Annotated in this window: 17 protein-coding genes; 14 read left to right on the plus strand and 3 right to left on the minus strand. The window is 44.0% G+C overall.

The genetic code is table 11. The annotated features are described in order from the left end of the window. The first annotated feature begins 92 nt into the window (after positions 1 to 92). The 7 genes from CJD36_RS12890 (at position 93) to CJD36_RS12920 (ending at position 7914) form a co-directional block, all read left to right on the plus strand. Positions 93 to 719 (plus strand): TetR/AcrR family transcriptional regulator, encoded by a 627-nt coding sequence (locus tag CJD36_RS12890; RefSeq protein WP_105039588.1) that lies wholly within the window; start codon positions 93 to 95, stop codon positions 717 to 719. Beyond that, a complete protein-coding gene (locus tag CJD36_RS12895) occupies positions 716 to 2062 on the plus strand; it encodes a TolC family protein (RefSeq protein WP_105039589.1) in 1347 nt (448 codons plus the stop codon). Before CJD36_RS12890 ends, CJD36_RS12895 begins: the two co-directional genes overlap by 4 nt. 35 nt (positions 2063 to 2097) lie before the next feature. Beyond that, positions 2098 to 3183 carry an efflux RND transporter periplasmic adaptor subunit gene (locus tag CJD36_RS12900; RefSeq protein ID WP_105039590.1) on the plus strand — a complete coding sequence of 362 codons (1086 nt, stop codon included), beginning with the start codon at positions 2098 to 2100 and terminating at the stop codon, positions 3181 to 3183. Between the two features lie 44 nt (positions 3184 to 3227). Beyond that, positions 3228 to 6653: an efflux RND transporter permease subunit gene (locus CJD36_RS12905; protein ID WP_105039591.1), complete on the plus strand. Its 3426-nt coding sequence runs from the start codon at positions 3228 to 3230 to the stop codon at positions 6651 to 6653. Positions 6654 to 6757: 104 nt separating this feature from the next. Beyond that, the gene (locus tag CJD36_RS12910; protein ID WP_105039592.1) at positions 6758 to 7345 is read left to right on the plus strand and encodes a Crp/Fnr family transcriptional regulator; all 588 of its coding nucleotides are present in this window, start codon (positions 6758 to 6760) and stop codon (positions 7343 to 7345) included. 89 nt (positions 7346 to 7434) lie between these two features. Further along, the gene (locus CJD36_RS12915) at positions 7435 to 7632 is read left to right on the plus strand and encodes an SRPBCC family protein (protein ID WP_105039593.1); all 198 of its coding nucleotides are present in this window, start codon (positions 7435 to 7437) and stop codon (positions 7630 to 7632) included. Positions 7633 to 7656: 24 nt separating this feature from the next. Beyond that, complete coding sequence (locus CJD36_RS12920) at positions 7657 to 7914, plus strand: SRPBCC domain-containing protein (RefSeq protein ID WP_205685604.1); 258 nt, start codon at positions 7657 to 7659, stop codon at positions 7912 to 7914. On the opposite strand, the gene CJD36_RS12925 is transcribed toward CJD36_RS12920, so the two are convergent. Together CJD36_RS12925 and CJD36_RS12930 are read right to left on the minus strand one after the other, a co-directional pair. Beyond that, positions 7911 to 8618: a porin family protein gene (locus CJD36_RS12925; protein ID WP_161499305.1), complete on the minus strand. Its 708-nt coding sequence runs from the start codon at positions 8616 to 8618 to the stop codon at positions 7911 to 7913. The two genes, CJD36_RS12920 and CJD36_RS12925, sit on opposite strands and share 4 nt — an antisense overlap. 22 nt (positions 8619 to 8640) lie before the next feature. Further along, positions 8641 to 9453, minus strand: coding sequence for an aminotransferase class IV (locus CJD36_RS12930; protein ID WP_133162636.1), 813 nt, complete (start codon positions 9451 to 9453; stop codon positions 8641 to 8643). Positions 9454 to 9552: 99 nt separating this feature from the next. Here CJD36_RS12930 and CJD36_RS12935 point away from each other — a divergent pair, with 99 nt between their 5' ends. The 3 genes from CJD36_RS12935 (at position 9553) to CJD36_RS12945 (ending at position 11940) form a co-directional block, all read left to right on the plus strand. Continuing rightward, positions 9553 to 10500: a UDP-3-O-(3-hydroxymyristoyl)glucosamine N-acyltransferase gene (locus tag CJD36_RS12935; RefSeq protein WP_105039597.1), complete on the plus strand. Its 948-nt coding sequence runs from the start codon at positions 9553 to 9555 to the stop codon at positions 10498 to 10500. 57 nt (positions 10501 to 10557) lie between these two features. Then, the gene (locus CJD36_RS12940; protein WP_105039598.1) at positions 10558 to 11112 is read left to right on the plus strand and encodes a GNAT family N-acetyltransferase; all 555 of its coding nucleotides are present in this window, start codon (positions 10558 to 10560) and stop codon (positions 11110 to 11112) included. Between the two features lie 120 nt (positions 11113 to 11232). Then, positions 11233 to 11940, plus strand: coding sequence for a response regulator transcription factor (locus CJD36_RS12945; RefSeq protein ID WP_105039599.1), 708 nt, complete (start codon positions 11233 to 11235; stop codon positions 11938 to 11940). Positions 11941 to 12063: 123 nt separating this feature from the next. Here CJD36_RS12945 and CJD36_RS12950 read toward each other — a convergent pair whose 3' ends face one another. Beyond that, positions 12064 to 12381 (minus strand): hypothetical protein, encoded by a 318-nt coding sequence (locus CJD36_RS12950; protein ID WP_105039600.1) that lies wholly within the window; start codon positions 12379 to 12381, stop codon positions 12064 to 12066. A gap of 97 nt (positions 12382 to 12478) precedes the next feature. On the opposite strand from CJD36_RS12950, the gene CJD36_RS12955 reads away from it, so the two are divergent. From CJD36_RS12955 to CJD36_RS12970, 4 genes are read left to right on the plus strand one after another with little or no spacing between them, the layout of a single operon-like run. Further along, positions 12479 to 13486, plus strand: coding sequence for a fumarylacetoacetate hydrolase family protein (locus CJD36_RS12955; protein ID WP_105039601.1), 1008 nt, complete (start codon positions 12479 to 12481; stop codon positions 13484 to 13486). A gap of 28 nt (positions 13487 to 13514) precedes the next feature. Next, complete coding sequence (locus CJD36_RS12960) at positions 13515 to 13871, plus strand: helix-turn-helix domain-containing protein (RefSeq protein ID WP_105039602.1); 357 nt, start codon at positions 13515 to 13517, stop codon at positions 13869 to 13871. Between the two features lie 41 nt (positions 13872 to 13912). After that, the gene (locus tag CJD36_RS12965; RefSeq protein ID WP_105039603.1) at positions 13913 to 15085 is read left to right on the plus strand and encodes a 3-hydroxyacyl-CoA dehydrogenase NAD-binding domain-containing protein; all 1173 of its coding nucleotides are present in this window, start codon (positions 13913 to 13915) and stop codon (positions 15083 to 15085) included. Then, on the plus strand, positions 15082 to 15771 hold the full coding sequence (locus tag CJD36_RS12970; protein ID WP_105039604.1) for a hypothetical protein: 690 nt from the start codon (positions 15082 to 15084) through the stop codon (positions 15769 to 15771). Before CJD36_RS12965 ends, CJD36_RS12970 begins: the two co-directional genes overlap by 4 nt. The last annotated feature ends 120 nt before the right edge of the window (positions 15772 to 15891 follow it).

Genomic DNA, 15891 nt, shown 5'->3' on the forward strand with positions numbered 1-15891 from the left:
CTTTTTAAATTATTTTAACATTTCGGAGACGAAAAAAACTATGGAAACTTTTTTGGTAAAAAATGTTTCCATAGTTTTGTGTCCGATTACATATGGAACCATTAGAAAAAATACTTACGGCCTCAGCGGAATTGTTTAGCCAATATGGTTTTAAGACAATTACGATGGATGATATAGCCCGCAGATCAGGTATATCTAAAAAAACATTGTATCTGCACTTTGCCAATAAGGAAGAAGTGGTGAACGAGTCGATAACCTGGTATAAGAACAACACCACCAATGCGTGCGTAGCCGTATTGGACTCTGCCGGTAACCCGGTAGAAGCTATGGTAAAGATGCTGGCATTTTTCGACAGTATGTTCAAGCGGATAAACCCAATGGCTTTGTTTGAGCTGGAACGATACTATCCTGCTGCCTATAAAAGCTTCAGGAGTATGCTGCTGGAAAAGGATGTAGCCCTGATGGAAGAAAATCTGAAGGAAGGAATAAAGAAAGGATACTACAGGGAAGAGATAGACACCAACCTGCTATCGAAACTGAGAATAGAAACCTCGATAATGATACTGCAGCCCAACAGGATGGTAACAGACGATCATACGATAACGAGCGTGGCTATGGAGATAGGGGAGCACTTCATGTACGGGATAATGACCGCGAAAGGAATAAAACTATACACAGAATATAAAGCACAATACATAAAACAAACACCTAAGATATGAGACGCATATATATTGCCTTAATTACCCTGTTGGCTGCCGGTTCTGCGGCAAGAGCCCAGGATGGCGCTACTAAAAACATGAGCCTGCAGGACTGCATGGATTATGCAATGAAGCATAATTACTCTGTCAAAAACGCACAGCTGGATGTACTGATACAGAATGCTCAGAACAACCAGACGGTATCAATAGCCTTACCACAAATAAGTGGTAAAGCCGACCTGAATTACTTTATTGCTCCGCAGTCATCATTTCTTGATGCGAGCACATTTGACAGAACAATCCCTCCGGGTACTATTGTTCCCATCGCTTTCTCATTGCACTATGCGGCGTCGGCTAGTGTTAGTGCTTCGCAGATATTGTTTGATCCCAGTGTGGCAATTGCATTACAGGCCAGAACAGCGCTTGTGGACCTGTCTAAGCAAACCGGAAAAGTGACGGAAGCAACAGTGAAATACAATGTGATGAAGTCTTACTACTCCATTATTGTAGCTAAGAATCAGCTGGAAATCCTTAAAACATCTATGGAGATAGTGCGGAGTATGGAGCACGAAATGGATGTGATGAAGCAGACAGGAGTAGTAGAACAAATAGATGTAGAGCGTAACAGCGTACAGGTAAATAACCTGGTAAACGATAGCATAAAGATCGCAAACCTGGTTACGCTTACTGAGCAGGTATTGAAATACCAGATGGGTATGGACATAAACGCACCGGTTGTGCTCACAGACAATAACCTTGATGCGCACATAGCCTCGTCTACTACATTGCTAAATGAAGAGCAGACCTATGTAAAGGTACCTGAATACAGCCTGACGCTTACCGGTCTGAAGCTGAATGAATACAACCTTAAGCGGTATAAAATGGCTGCATTGCCATCATTGATAGCTGTGGGTTCATTTGGTTATAACTATGGTGAAAACAACTTTGGTAAGTTGTTTGGATTTAGCAATTACAAAGACTACTCACTGGTAGGGTTACAGTTGAATGTGCCGATATTCAGCGGACTGAAGCGCACCAATCAGGTTAAGGAAACACAGTACAATATTGAAAAGGCAAAAAACAATATTGAAAATCTGAAGCTAGGACTGGACTTCCAGACATCACAATCAAAAACAAGTCTGAGGAATGCGATCATCCAATACCAAAGCCAAAAGCGCAATGTAACATTAGCAGAAAGCGTACTGGACCTTGCCCGTAAAAAATATAAGGCGGGGGTAGGCAGCAACCAGGAAGTGACACTGGCGCAAACAGAACAACTGAGAGCACAGAACAGCTATTTCTCTACGCTGATAGACATCATTAACGCAGAAGCAGACCTTAAAAAAGCATTAGGACAACTATAATCATCGTAAAACATAAACACACAAAATATAAGAATATGAAACGTTTAATTTATCTAATAATACCTGCAATGATACTCGCTTCCTGCGGTGGTGGCGGCAACAAAGCTGATGAGCTGGTGAAGCTGAAAAAACAGCGTTCTGAGCTGGATGTAAAAATAAAAGAGCTTGAAGCCGGCAAGAAAGAAACAGGGAAGGTAACACCGGTATCTGTTGTGACAGTGGCTCCAAAAGTATTCAATGGTAATATTGAGGTGCAGAGTGAAATAACCGGTGACGAAAACGTATTGGCTACATCGCAACAAGGCGGTATTGTTAAGTCAATATTGGTGCATACCGGGCAGAAGGTGAGCGCTGGTGCAGTATTGGCAGTTCTTGACGCAGCGGCAATAGAACAGCAGATAGGTGCTGCTACCACACAACTAAACCTTGCAAAAACACTGTACGAAAAGCAGGAAAACTTGTGGAAGCAGAATATTGGTACTGAAGTACAATTATTGTCTGCTAAAACGCAGTATGAATCTGCGCAGAAAAATGTCGCAATTCTACAGGCGAACCGCAACATGTCAAAAATTGTAGCACCTATAAGTGGTACAGTTCAGGACGTAAAGCTGACAGTAGGTTCAGTAGTTAGTCCGGGGATGATTGGTATACAAATAGTAGGTGGTGATAAGCTAAAGGCTACTGCCATGATCGGCGAAAATTACCTGGGTAAAGTAAAGGTAGGGGACCCGGTAAAAGTGATATTAGCTAATGCAGATGATTCTATGACCGCTAAAGTTAGTTTTGTAGGATCTGCTGTAAACACGTTGTCTCGTTCATTTGAAGTGCAGGTACAGTTGCCAAACAACGGTAAGTTGCACCCTAATATGTCGTGCATCATGAAGATAGCTAACTATACTAACCCTAGTGCTATTGTAGTGCCGGTATCTGTAGTGCAAAAAACATCAGAAGGTCAGATAGTTTATGTGGCAGATGGTACAAAAGCAAAGGCTGTGCCGGTAACAACCGGTAGAAATTCTAATGGTAATATAGAGGTGCTGAGTGGTCTGAATGCAGGAGACAAGGTAGTAACTGCCGGCTACGAAGAAATGGAGAACGGCCAGAACATTATCATACAATAAGAAACAACACACACTAACAAGACAATTGTCTCAACATATTTCTCATGAAAGACGTATTTAAAGAGTTTAAGCCATCGAGCTGGGCTATTGATAATCGTACGGCTATTTATATAGTTACGATCCTCATTACCCTGGCCGGACTTATGGCCTATCTTAGTTTGCCCAAGGAACAGTTTCCTGAAATTAAGATACCGAATATAATAGTACAAACAGTTTACCCTGGTACCTCTCCTGAGAACATGGAGAACCTGGTATCTAAGCCTATTGAAAAGCAGGTGAAGAACCTTACAGGTGTCAAGAAGGTAACCAGTACCTCATTCCAGGACTACTCTGTAGTAATAGTGGAATTTAACACTGACGTAAAGATCGATAAGGCCAAGCAGGATGTAAAGGACGGAGTAGACAAGGCAAAGCAAGACTTGCCTAAGAACCTTCCTTATCAGCCTGAGGTAAAAGATATTGACCTTTCTGAACTGCCGATATTATCTGTGAATATCTCCGGTAACTATGACCTGAAGCGCCTGCGTAAGTATGCAGATAAGGTGAAGGACAACATAGAGGCGATGAAGCAGATAAAGCAGGTGAATCGTGTTGGTGCACTTGACAGGGAAATACAGATCAATGTTGACATGTTCAAGATGCAGGCCGCGGGTATCACGTTTGATGATATAGACCACGCCATAGCCGGTGAGAACGTATCTACTACTGCCGGTGAGGTGGGTATGAATAACCAGAAGCGTGTATTGAGTATCAGGAATGAGTTCAAGTCGGCTGATGAGATCAATAATATTATTGTAAAGAACGGATCTGGTGGAAGTGTTTACCTACGCAATATAGCACAGGTAGTAGACAGCTTTGCTGAGCAGAAGAGTTATGCGCGACTGGACAACAAAAATGTTATCACGCTGAACATTATCAAAGCAAAGGGTGCCAACCTTATTGAGGCAAGTGACAAGATACAGGAGTTGGTAACCAAGATGCAGAAGAGCGGTGACTTACCAAAGGACCTGACCATAGTAACTACAGGAGATCAGTCTCAGACCACACGTAATACGTTGCACGATCTGATCAATACTATCATCATCGGTTTCTTGCTGGTGACTATTATCCTTATGTTCTTTATGGGCGTTACCAATGCGTTGTTCGTAGCATTGTCTGTGCCTTTGTCTTGCGCCATTGCGTTCCTGGTGCTCCCTACAATCGGGTTCACGCTGAACATGATCGTGTTGTTCTCATTCCTGTTGGCACTGGGTATAGTGGTGGATGATGCCATTGTGGTAATTGAGAATACTCACCGTATTTTCGACAATGGTAAGATGAGTATAACCAAGGCTGCCAAGCTGGCTACAGGAGAGGTGTTCCTGCCAGTATTGTCGGGTACAGCTACAACGCTGATGCCGTTCATACCATTGGCATTCTGGAAGGGTGTTATTGGTAGCTTCATGTTCTTCCTGCCTATTACCCTGATCATTACGCTGGTAGCATCATTGCTGGTGGCATATATCATCAACCCGGTATTCGCGGTATCATTCATGAAGCCTGAGAGCCATGAAGAGCACCATGCTAAGCGGAGGATAAGCCTGAGAGATAAGGTACTTGCAGTGATATTTATTGCTATCGCAGCTATCTTCTACCTGTCGGGCAATATATCTGTTGGTAACTTTGTAATGTTTATTTATGTTTTCATTTTAATGGAGAAGTTCATCTTCTCTAAATGGATCCATAGTTTCCAGAACAAGGCATGGCCTGCTTTCCGCGACTGGTATACAAGAGTATTGAAGATGGCACTAAGAAGGCCGGGAATGGTATTGGTAGTTACTTTGGTGCTTTTGCCATTATCTATATTCCTGTATGTACTGCGTAAGCCACCGTTTGTATTCTTTCCATCTGCACAGCCGAACTTTGCTTATGTATACCTGAATCTGCCGGTAGGAACTGACCAGGCATTTACCAATGAGGTAATGAGGAAGCTGGAAGCGAAGGTGAATACAGTATTGATAGATCCTAAGACAGGTAAGAGAACGGATATTGTTAAGTCTGTAATCTCTAACGTAACCGTGGATGCGGTTGACCCTAATGCAGGTGAGATCGGAGACTTCCCTAACAAGGGTAAAATATCTGTTGCCTTCGTTGACTTTGCAGAGCGTCATGGTATATCATCTGCCGACTACCTGGAAAGGATACGTAATGTGGTAAGGTCTTACCCTGGTGCTGAGATAACAGTGGATAAAGAAGGTGGCGGACCACCATTGCCTAAGCCCGTAGTAATTGAGATAACAGGTGAAAATCTGGATACTTTGGTAGCTACAGCTGAGCGCATGAAGCGCTATCTGAAAGCTAAGCAGGTGCCGGGTGTGGAAGAGTTGCGTAGTGACTTTGATGCGCACAAACCAGAGATAGTATTCGATGTGAACCGCGAGCATATGAATAACGAGAGCATCTCTACCTATGCGGTAGCTATGAATCTGCGTACTGCCATATTTGGTAAGGAAGTATCGCGCTTCAGAGATGTGAATGATGATTATCCGATCAATCTCCGCCTCATACAATCACAGAGGAATAACATTGATGCGGTGAAGAATATGCCGATAGTGTTCCGTGATATGGGTATGGGAGGTATGATAAGATCGGTACCGGTAAGTGCATTTGCAGATATACACTATGGTAGCACTTATGGTGGTATCAAACGTAAGAACCAGAAGCGTATCATATCGCTGTCATCTAATGTGATAGCAGGCTTTGACGAGAATGATGTAGTGGCAGCAGTGCAGCGCGAGATCAATGATTTCCACTACTCTTCATTGATCACAGTAAAGATGGGTGGACAGCAGGAAGAGCAGGCGGAAACAATGAGCTTCCTGGGTAATGCGATGTTGATATCTATGATGTTGATATTCCTTATCCTCATATTGCAGTTCAACTCGCTGAGCCGTACTGTTATTATTATGAGTGAAGTGTTGTTCAGTATCACGGGTGTGTTCCTGGGTTACGCGGCATTTGGCAATACCTTTAGTATGGTAATGAGTGGTATCGGTATCATAGCATTGGCTGGTATAGTAGTGCGAAACGGTATCTTGCTGGTAGAGTTTATGGACATGATGCTGCATGAAGGCATGACACCATATGACGCTATAGTAGAAGCAGGCCGTACACGTATGACGCCTGTATTGCTTACAGCTACAGCAGCTATACTGGGACTTGTGCCATTGGCCGTTGGTCTGAATATAGACTTCGGTACATTGTTGTCTGAATTTAACCCACATATCTTCTTTGGTGGTGATAGTGCTGAGTTTTGGAACTCACTGGCATGGACAATGATCTATGGTCTGTCTTTCGCAACAGTTCTGACGCTCATAGTTGTGCCATGTATGTGCTTGCTCAGCTTCCGCTTTAAGGATTGGGTAAAGAAAGTTTCCGGTAAGGCTGGTGCAGCATTAGCTGCCGATGATAAGCTGGATGAAGTAGCATAGTTTTAGAATAAATAGTAAGAGAAGGGTCGCGGTAATTCGCGGCCCTTTTTTTGTTTTAATTTTGGACAGCGTCACCTAACTTTATTTAACTTAATAATTGTTTCATGTCTACTCCCGAAAATACATTAAGAGCTCAGATAGAAAAGCTGGTGCCACTAAGTGATGCTGACTGGGACTTGCTTTTGCCACACCTTGAGCTGAGAATGGTGAAGAAGAACACACTATTTGCAGAAGAAGGTAAAATGGGTAAAGAGGTAGGCATGATACTGGAGGGTTGCATGCGTCACTACTATACCAGAGATGGAGAAGAAAGATCTACCTATTTCTATTTCGAGAATGCATTGGTAGGGCCATACCTTAGTTGTATTACCGGGCAGCCATCGCAGATAAGTATTGATGCACTGGCCGATACGCAGCTTATCGTATTTCCGTATAAGCGGCTGGCAGAGCTGTTTGATGCTAACAAGACATGGGAACGATTTGGCCGTAAGCTGGCTGAATGGGCACTCATAGGTGTGGAGGAACGTATGGTGGGCTTGCTCACACTTAGTCCCGAGGAAAGGTACAATCAGCTATTGGCCGGTAATAAACAAAAGATCATAGAGCGAATACCGCAGCATTTGATTGCCAATTATCTGGGTATAACTCCTGTAAGTCTTAGTCGTATCAGAAATAGGATAACAAAAAAGTGATCTGCCGTTTTCTTGTCTTTTGTTATCGTTTTGAGCCGGTGTGTTGACCGAATTTTGTGTCAACAAATCGCCCCTAAAAAACAAACAAAATGAACAACAAGTCAAATGCCTACGGACAAGTAATTAAGAACAGTAAACAGCTCTACACAGAGATCACTATCAAGGCAGCACCCGAAAAGGTATGGACAGTATTAACAGACTTTGCAGCCTATCCTTCGTGGAATCCTTTTGTCAAATCTATTATAGGAACACCCGTAGTTGGTAAGCCAATTGAGGTGCTGTTGTAGCCGGAAGGATCGAAAGGGATGAAGATGCAGCCGGAAGTAATAAATTATGAAGCGAATAGGGAATTGCGCTGGATAGGTAAACTATTTGCCTCACACATATTTGATGGTGAACATGCCTTTGTACTGCATGATAATGGCGACGGAACGACAACCTTTATGCAGTATGAACACTTCAGGGGGATACTGGTGCCCTTTCTTAAGAAGATGCTGGATGTGGATACAAAGGCTTCTTTTATGCAAATGAATGAAGCGTTGAAGAAGAGGGTAGAATCATCGAACTAATCTGTGCTCTTGTCGATCAGTCCTTCTGAGTCTTTATTGATATTTCTTCCTTTGCCGAATAGGAAGCCTGCAGAGATACCCCACATCTTGTTCTTACTTACTTCTGATGGAATGAGGCTTATGTCTTTTACTCCCGATGTGTAATAGAGTTTGAAATAAAGCCCTGTGGGCATTTCATAACCTATAAAGAATGTGGCACCAATATCGAATTTGCGTAGTATCTGGTCGGGTGCAGTTTTGGTATATCTGGTAAATAGGGTGTCGTTGTAAGAGCCATGTGCGTTAAAGGTATTGCTGCCCCCCATAAGATAAGACATAGTTGCGCCCATGCCCAGTATTGCCCTGCCCTTGCCTTGTGAGCGGGTTTTGTAGACCATAGTCAGCGGCAGGTCTATATAGTTCAATACAAGCGATCTGCTCTCATAATCGTTAAGGCTGTCGCTTACATAAAATGAGTAATTGCGGTTCCCACCTTTGTGCGATATGGATAAGCCCGATTGGAAATAAATGTGCTTGCTGAAAGGCGCATCGATAACACCGCCAAACTTGTAAGAGAATATGCTCGATGTGCTGGACGATGTAAATGCACTATTGGGCACGAAGCGCACATTACTGCTACCCAGGCTTGCTTCCGGACCAAAGCCAAGTTGCGCATATGAAGAAGAGCAGATAAAAAGGCCGGCTATAAGTGCAAGTGTTTTCATACGCATGGTTTGAAGCGGCAACTTAAAATAATTTATTCGTTAGCGACTTGGTAAACGTGTTAAAGTATTGTTTATTACCTACGCTGCCTATCCACCTTATCTTCCTTATGGCATTGGTAAGGAATACTTCATCAGCATGCATCAGTGTGTCGATGTTCAATGCCTGTTCCTTTACTGTTACAGAAGCCATCACATGCCTGCGCATTACACCTTCTATGCAGCCTTCTGATAATGGTGGTGTATAGATGATGCCTTCTTTTATCCAGAAGATGTTGGCGATCGTACTTTCTATGATGTTGCCGGCGGTATTGCATACTAGTGCATCATTCCATTTGTTGGCCTTAGCTTGTCTTGCGGCCATGGCATAAATGAGCGCATTACAAGATTTCAGATTGGCCAGGCTATCGGCGCTTTTATTCAATCCTTCAGCTATGCCCAGTGTTAGTCCATTTTCGTTAAACAAAATAGCCTCCTCGTTCAGCTCAAAACACTCTATGATATATCCCGGTTTTGCTGCATCCTGTCCAAACATGCCCCCGCCACCGGCGTATACCTGTAGTCTTACCCTGCACAAATGTTCGAGGTTATTCTTTTTGACTGTTTTAAGTACTTGCTCGGCAATGACTCCTGGTTTCATTAAAGAGGGTACGTCAAATGATAGCTGTTGCATGCCTGCAAACAACCGGTCCATATGATATTCCTGAAGCCTTATTGTGCCATTCTGCACCAGCAGCGTCTCAAACAACCCAAAGCCATACCTGAAAGCACCATTATCTACAGGAAGCATTGCTTTGTCTGAAGCCTGTATTCTACCATTTATGTTTACGTAATTCAATAGCTGATTGATTAATACCCCGAAATTAGTTGAAAGAAACAATACACTTAGCTAAAACGTGCAGAGGCAAATTTGTATTTTTGCGCAAACTTTTTCCGAATGCAGTTTGAACAAGCGATTCCCGTGCAGTGGCTGGCCGAATTTATTGGTGCCGAATTGAGAGGTGATACAGAACAATTGGCCACCGGTATCAACGAGATCCACATGGTCACTCCGGGTGATATTTCTTTTGTTGATTTTGAAAAGTACTATGATAAATGCCTTAATTCGGCAGCTACCATTATCATCATCAACAAAGATGTGGAGTGCCCTGCAGGAAAGACCTTGTTGGTTTGCAAAGATCCATTCGATGCCTACATCAAAATAGTAAAGCGTTTCCGTCCGTTTGAGCCTGCTACTAAAATGATCAGTGACAGTGCTGTGATAGGCGAGGGTACACACATACAGCCGGGTGTATTTGTAGGTAATCACGTACGCATAGGCAAAGACTGTTTGATACACCCCAATGTGACCATCTACGATCACACCATCATTGGCGACAATGTGGTGATACACTCGGGTACGGTAATAGGTGCGGATGCATTTTATTTTAAGCGTTACAAGGCGCGCGATACCCAATATGAGAAGATGGTAAGCTGCGGTAGGGTAGTGCTGGAAGATGATGTGGAAATAGGCGCCTGCTGTACAGTAGATCGTGGCGTAAGCGGAGATACGGTCATCGGCAAGGGTACCAAGTTGGATAATCATATACAGGTAGGGCATGATACAGTAGTGGGCAAAAATTGCCTGTTTGCATCGCAGGTAGGTGTGGCAGGTGTGGCGCATATAGAAGATGAGGTGATACTTTGGGGGCAAGTGGGCGTGAATAAGGACCTGACCATAGGCAAGGGAGCAATTATTTTGGCGCAGTCGGGTGTTCCTTCTAGTGTTGATGGAGGAAAAGTGTATTTTGGTTCTCCGGTAGAAGAAGCAAAGACAAAGATGAAGGAGTTGGCATGGATTAAACGCCTTCCCGAGATCTGGCAAAAGCTGAACAACACTAAATAATTTTGTTACACCTTCCTCTCCTTTGGAGAGGGCCGGGGTGAGGCCCAATTAACCAAAATGGTATCTATACCCGTAAACGACAATATTACCCTGCGCACCTACGTAAGAGAGGACGCTGATGCCTTGTTTGCTGCGGTCAATGGTATGCGGTCACATTTAGGCCCGTGGTTAGACTGGGTGGGGTATACCACTAAGCCCGAACATTCATTGCAGTTTATACAAGACTCTTTGCACCAGCTGGAAATGCAGGAAGCACTGGCTATGGGTATTTTCTATGACGGAGTAATAATTGGCGGTATTGGTATGCATCAGTGGGATCACAGGGTGAAAAAAGCCCAGATAGGTTATTGGCTTACCAAAGACCATGAGGGCAAGGGCATACTTACCGAAAGCCTGAAACACTTCTTTGATTTCCTGTTTGGTAAAATAGGACTCAACAAAATAGAGATACACTTTGTTGCAGCCAATAAACGCAGTGCAAAAGTAGCCGAACGCATGGGCTGCCAGATAGAAGGAGTGCTCCGCCAGAGCGCAGTAAGAAATGGCAGCATAGAAAATGTGGTCATCGCCGGCCTGTTGAAAACAGAATGGATGGCGGCGGTCAAAGCTTAGCCAAGGCACGCTCTCCAATCAAATAATTGCCAAATTGTCGAATTGCCGAATTGTCAAATTTTACATTTCTTTAAGTATTATAATCTTTAATTTTACTAGCAACTAAATATACCACTACCCATGACCAAACCAGCCAGAGCCTCAATATTGGTAGCCGAAGATGAAGAAAGCCTTAGAGAAGCACTGAAGCTGAATCTGGAGTTGGAAGGGTATGAAGTGACAACTGCCGAAACAGGCCCGGGAGTAATGAAAATGGTCAAGAACGAATACTTCGATCTGATCATCCTGGATATCATGTTGCCCGAAATGGACGGCATTACTGTTTGTGAGACCATAAGGATGCAGCACAATGATGTGCCTATCATGTTTCTCAGTGCGCGTAATACCAGTGCCGACAGGGTAGAAGGATTGAAGAAGGGTGGTGATGACTACATGACCAAGCCCTTTAACCTGGAAGAACTACTGCTGCGTGTAGACAAGCTGATCACGAAAAATAAGAAGATAAGAGAGCCACAAAGCATAGGCGATACCTATGAATTTGATGGCTGTAAAATAGACTTCTCTGCACATGAATGTATTGACAAATCAGGCGCGGCACAGGAACTAAGTAAGAAAGAAGCAGCACTGCTTAAGCTATTGGTAGAGCATGAAGGCGAAGTGGTAAGCCGTGAGCAGATATTGCAGATAGTGTGGGGGTACAATGTTTACCCTACAACCCGCACCATCGATAACTTCATTCTTAACTTCCGCAAATACTTCGAGATCGACAGCCGCAACCCTACTCATTTTCATTCTATTAGAGGTATCGGCTACAAGTTTACTAAGTAAAAATGCAAAACTAAATTGTGGACTAAGCTAGAGCGCCTGCTGTCGGTCTCCGACCGACGGCCATCGGGCCGGTTCTCTTTGATTGTGTAACAAAATATCCCACAAGTCAACGAGAGCGCCCATTCACCATTTAAGATCCTGATCAACATCCTTCCCGCCACCCTTAAAAAACGCCCTACTGCGAATTTTCTGCAATTGGCGGTCGTAGATAAGTCGTGCTATTTTTTCTGCAACATCGGGAGTGCCTATAGCCTCATTTAGCTTTCTTTCAGAAATATCCAGCCGGTACATCATCTGGAAGAACGCTTCAGCCCCTCTGTCTACCAGCACCGCTACCCGCTCAGCCAACCTTTTCAGTATTGTTTCCTCCGATATTTCATCCGGCACCTGTAGCCCGTAATCCTGCTGTAGGGCTATAGCCGTTTCCTGTAGTTCATTCATGAAAAATCGTTCATTTGTTCGTGTAAATTAATGTTATTCCAATAAACGTACTATTTGTCAGCGTAACAATTAATTTTACACCTCAAACTGAGAATTCATGAAACTGGTTACATACCTGAAGAACGGAGTGCCGCAACTGGCCATTTATGCTAATGATATGCTTTTCGATACCAATGCGGTGAATCATAGACTGCCGGTATCAATGGCCGATGCGCTGAATAACTGGGATGCCAACAGCGAGTTGTTGCACCGTGCCGATGAAGACATAAAGGCAGGGAAATTCGCAGAGCAGGGTCTTGCGTATGCTTCCGCACACATCATTGCTCCGGTTAACAAACCTACCTCATGCCGCGATGGTTATGCTTTTCGTCAGCACGTAGCTGCTGCGCGCCGCAACCGTAAAGTAGATATGATAGCCGAGTTCGATCAGTATCCAATTTTCTACTTTACCAATCACAATGCAGTACAAGGTCCCGGCAACATACCCGTTATGCCCGATCACCTGAAGAGGCTTGACTTTGAACTGGAAGCAGCAGTAGTGTTGGGTCGCAAAGGCCGTAATGTACGTGCTGCAGATGCAGATAAATACATTGCCGGCTACATGATCATGAACGACATGAGCGCCCGTACCCTGCAAATGGAAGAAATGTTGCTGAACCTTGGCCCTGCAAAGGGTAAAGACTTCTCAACAGTCGTAGGTCCGTGGATGGTCACTCCTGATGAACTGGAACAATACAAGACGGCTGCTAAGCCAAATCATACCGGCGCAGCGTATAATCTTACCATGACCTGCACTGTTAACGGTATTGAAGTGAGCCGTGGCAGTGTAGCCGATATGGACTGGACATTTGCCGAGATCATAGAGCGTTGCGCTTATGGTGCAGACATTCTTCCCGGCGATGTAATAGGCAGCGGTACAGTAGGCACTGGTTGCTTCCTGGAGCTTAATGGTACTGGCAAACTGAATAACCCTGACTACAAAGAGCAATGGCTGCAGGTAGGCGACGTGGTAGAAATGGAAATTGATGGCCTGGGTAAGTTGTCTAATACCATCACACTCGAAGACCCAAGCTGGAGCATATTGGCTGAGAAGAAGATGGCGTAAGTTGCTTTATGTTTGATAAAAACAGGTTATGAAACTGAAAATAATCCAAACAAAAAAAGAGTACAGTGTATACCTTGACTGGGTTGACGAATTATTTGATAAAAAAGTTTCGACTAATAGTCCGGAGGGACAAGACCTCCAGGTTGCACTGCTACTAATAAAGCAATATGAACATCTCAATTATCCGATACCCCTTCCTGATCCAATCGACGCAATTCGCGCTAAAATGGAAGAAATGGGGATGAAGAACAAAGATCTCGTGGGGATGATTGGAACCAAAGGCTACGTGTCCGCATTGTTAAATAAGAGAAAGCCATTGAATTTAGAACTGGCGAAAATATTTCATCGAGAACTGGGTATACCTGCAGACGTACTGTTAGCATAGCAGGAACGACCGGCAGAATACAGAAAGAACAACACACCAAAATGCAAAAACAAATAATCGGCATCATAGGTTCAGGGGCTATGGGTGCGGGCATAGGGCAGGTAGCTGCTATGGCTGGCCATAGCGTTGTGGTCTATGACAATAACAAGGCATCGCTCGATAAGGCTAAAACAAGCCTGGCTGCTACATTACAGAAGCTGGAAGAAAAAGGTAAGATCACCTCAGCTGCTGATGTGCTGCATAGGCTCATATTTGTAGACGATATCCACGCCTTTGCTACTTGCGAGCTTATTATAGAAGCTATTGTAGAAAAGCTGGAAGTAAAGAAAGCTGTCTTTGCCGAAGTGGAAAAAGTAGTAAGTGATACCTGCATACTGGCCAGTAACACGTCTTCATTGTCAATTACGTCTATAGCCGCAGCATGTACTAATCCATCCAGGGTTATGGGGCTGCATTTCTTCAACCCTGCGCCGTTAATGGCCCTGGTAGAGGTAATACCGGCTATACAAACTGATCCTGAGTTGGTGACCATGGCTGCAGGCTTGATGAAAGAATGGGGTAAGGTAGCTGTACTGGCAAAAGACACCCCCGGCTTTATAGTTAACCGTGTAGCGCGCCCATTCTACGGCGAGGCTATCCGTATCTATGAAGAGCGTATTGCCGATATGGCAACTATCGATTGGGCTATGACCGAAATAGGTGGTTTTAAAATGGGGCCATTCACATTAATGGACTACATAGGCCATGATGTCAACTATGTGGTTACAGAAACTGTATTCCAGTCGTTCTTCTACGATCCGCGTTATAAACCCTCATTTTCACAAAAGCGTTTGCTCGAAGCCGGTTGGCTGGGCCGCAAAAGTGGACGTGGCTTTTACAACTATGCCGCAGGAGTTACAATGCCCGAGCCAAATAAGGATCAGGTATTATGTAAAAAAATATTTGACCGTATTCTGGCCATGCTGATCAACGAGGCCGTTGATGCGTTGCACCTGAATGTAGCATCTGCTGCCGACCTGGAAACCGCTATGACAAAGGGTGTTAACTACCCTAAAGGCTTGCTGCAGTGGGCCGACGAGTGGGGAGCAGCCAATTGTCTGGCTCAATTAGACGCACTTTATAACGACTACCACGAGGACAGATATAGGGCAAGTGTGCTGTTGAGAAAACATGTATTTGCAAATGAGAAATTAATTTCTAATTTTACGAAATGAAGAATATTTTACTAATTGCCCTTTTTCTGGGTCTTTCGACATATTCCTTTGCTCAAAACAGGATCGGTTTAGAGTTTGGTGCATCGGGTTGCACATTCTCCGGACGTTCTGATAACCAGACGATTGGATCGACACAGTCGGTTATTATCAAGCCTAATGTGGCCTTGTCTTACATGCGTAAATTAGACCGCCATGTATACCTTGGTGTTAAGCTGGGTTTGGAAGCCAATTCCTTCTTTTACAGCAAAACCAATGGTACTAAGGTGCAGATAGACCACAACAGTTCTTATTTTACTGTTGCGCCAACAGTAGATTTCGGTTTGGGCCGCTATCAGTATATGCACATCTTCGTGGCTATGAACATGGGCTTCCTTACCAATGGCAACCAGACTACCAGCGAGTACATCAATGCTGCGGCATCTGTGCCATACACTACTTACAATTCAGCTTCTACTATCAGCAGCTTTATATTCCGTCCGGGTTTTGGTTTGAAGCAGCATTTTCCTATCAGCAGAATGTGGCATGTAACTATGTCTGAAGCATTCTACTATATGGCTACAGACCTTACGCATCTGGGTAATACCAACGATGAAGCGATCCATCCGGGTTATTTCAGTCTGCAAATGGGTATCATGCGTAAATTCCACAGACCAAAACATCACCTTGCGGTTAAAACAGGAGAGTAACTATACTCAATAATATTGTAAAGCCTGCTGAAAAGCAGGCTTTTTTAGTGCCCTGATGCCAGTTTTGACAACTTTTCAACGTTGTCAAAACTGGCATCAACAAGCGTAGATTTTGCCACC

The organism is Flavipsychrobacter stenotrophus (genome assembly GCF_002954265.1).
GTDB classification, from domain to species: Bacteria; Bacteroidota; Bacteroidia; order Chitinophagales; family Chitinophagaceae; genus Flavipsychrobacter; species Flavipsychrobacter stenotrophus.

Coding starts and splice junctions, on each gene's coding strand:
- CJD36_RS12890 (WP_105039588.1), top strand. CDS start 93: ATGGAACCATTAGAAAAAATACTTACGGCCTCAGCGGAATTGTTTAGC.
- CJD36_RS12895 (WP_105039589.1), top strand. CDS start 716: ATGAGACGCATATATATTGCCTTAATTACCCTGTTGGCTGCCGGTTCT.
- CJD36_RS12900 (WP_105039590.1), top strand. CDS start 2,098: ATGAAACGTTTAATTTATCTAATAATACCTGCAATGATACTCGCTTCC.
- CJD36_RS12905 (WP_105039591.1), top strand. CDS start 3,228: ATGAAAGACGTATTTAAAGAGTTTAAGCCATCGAGCTGGGCTATTGAT.
- CJD36_RS12910 (WP_105039592.1), top strand. CDS start 6,758: ATGTCTACTCCCGAAAATACATTAAGAGCTCAGATAGAAAAGCTGGTG.
- CJD36_RS12915 (WP_105039593.1), top strand. CDS start 7,435: ATGAACAACAAGTCAAATGCCTACGGACAAGTAATTAAGAACAGTAAA.
- CJD36_RS12920 (WP_205685604.1), top strand. CDS start 7,657: ATGCAGCCGGAAGTAATAAATTATGAAGCGAATAGGGAATTGCGCTGG.
- CJD36_RS12925 (WP_161499305.1), bottom strand. CDS start 8,618: ATGAAAACACTTGCACTTATAGCCGGCCTTTTTATCTGCTCTTCTTCA.
- CJD36_RS12935 (WP_105039597.1), top strand. CDS start 9,553: ATGCAGTTTGAACAAGCGATTCCCGTGCAGTGGCTGGCCGAATTTATT.
- CJD36_RS12940 (WP_105039598.1), top strand. CDS start 10,558: ATGGTATCTATACCCGTAAACGACAATATTACCCTGCGCACCTACGTA.
- CJD36_RS12945 (WP_105039599.1), top strand. CDS start 11,233: ATGACCAAACCAGCCAGAGCCTCAATATTGGTAGCCGAAGATGAAGAA.
- CJD36_RS12950 (WP_105039600.1), bottom strand. CDS start 12,381: ATGAATGAACTACAGGAAACGGCTATAGCCCTACAGCAGGATTACGGG.
- CJD36_RS12955 (WP_105039601.1), top strand. CDS start 12,479: ATGAAACTGGTTACATACCTGAAGAACGGAGTGCCGCAACTGGCCATT.
- CJD36_RS12960 (WP_105039602.1), top strand. CDS start 13,515: ATGAAACTGAAAATAATCCAAACAAAAAAAGAGTACAGTGTATACCTT.
- CJD36_RS12965 (WP_105039603.1), top strand. CDS start 13,913: ATGCAAAAACAAATAATCGGCATCATAGGTTCAGGGGCTATGGGTGCG.
- CJD36_RS12970 (WP_105039604.1), top strand. CDS start 15,082: ATGAAGAATATTTTACTAATTGCCCTTTTTCTGGGTCTTTCGACATAT.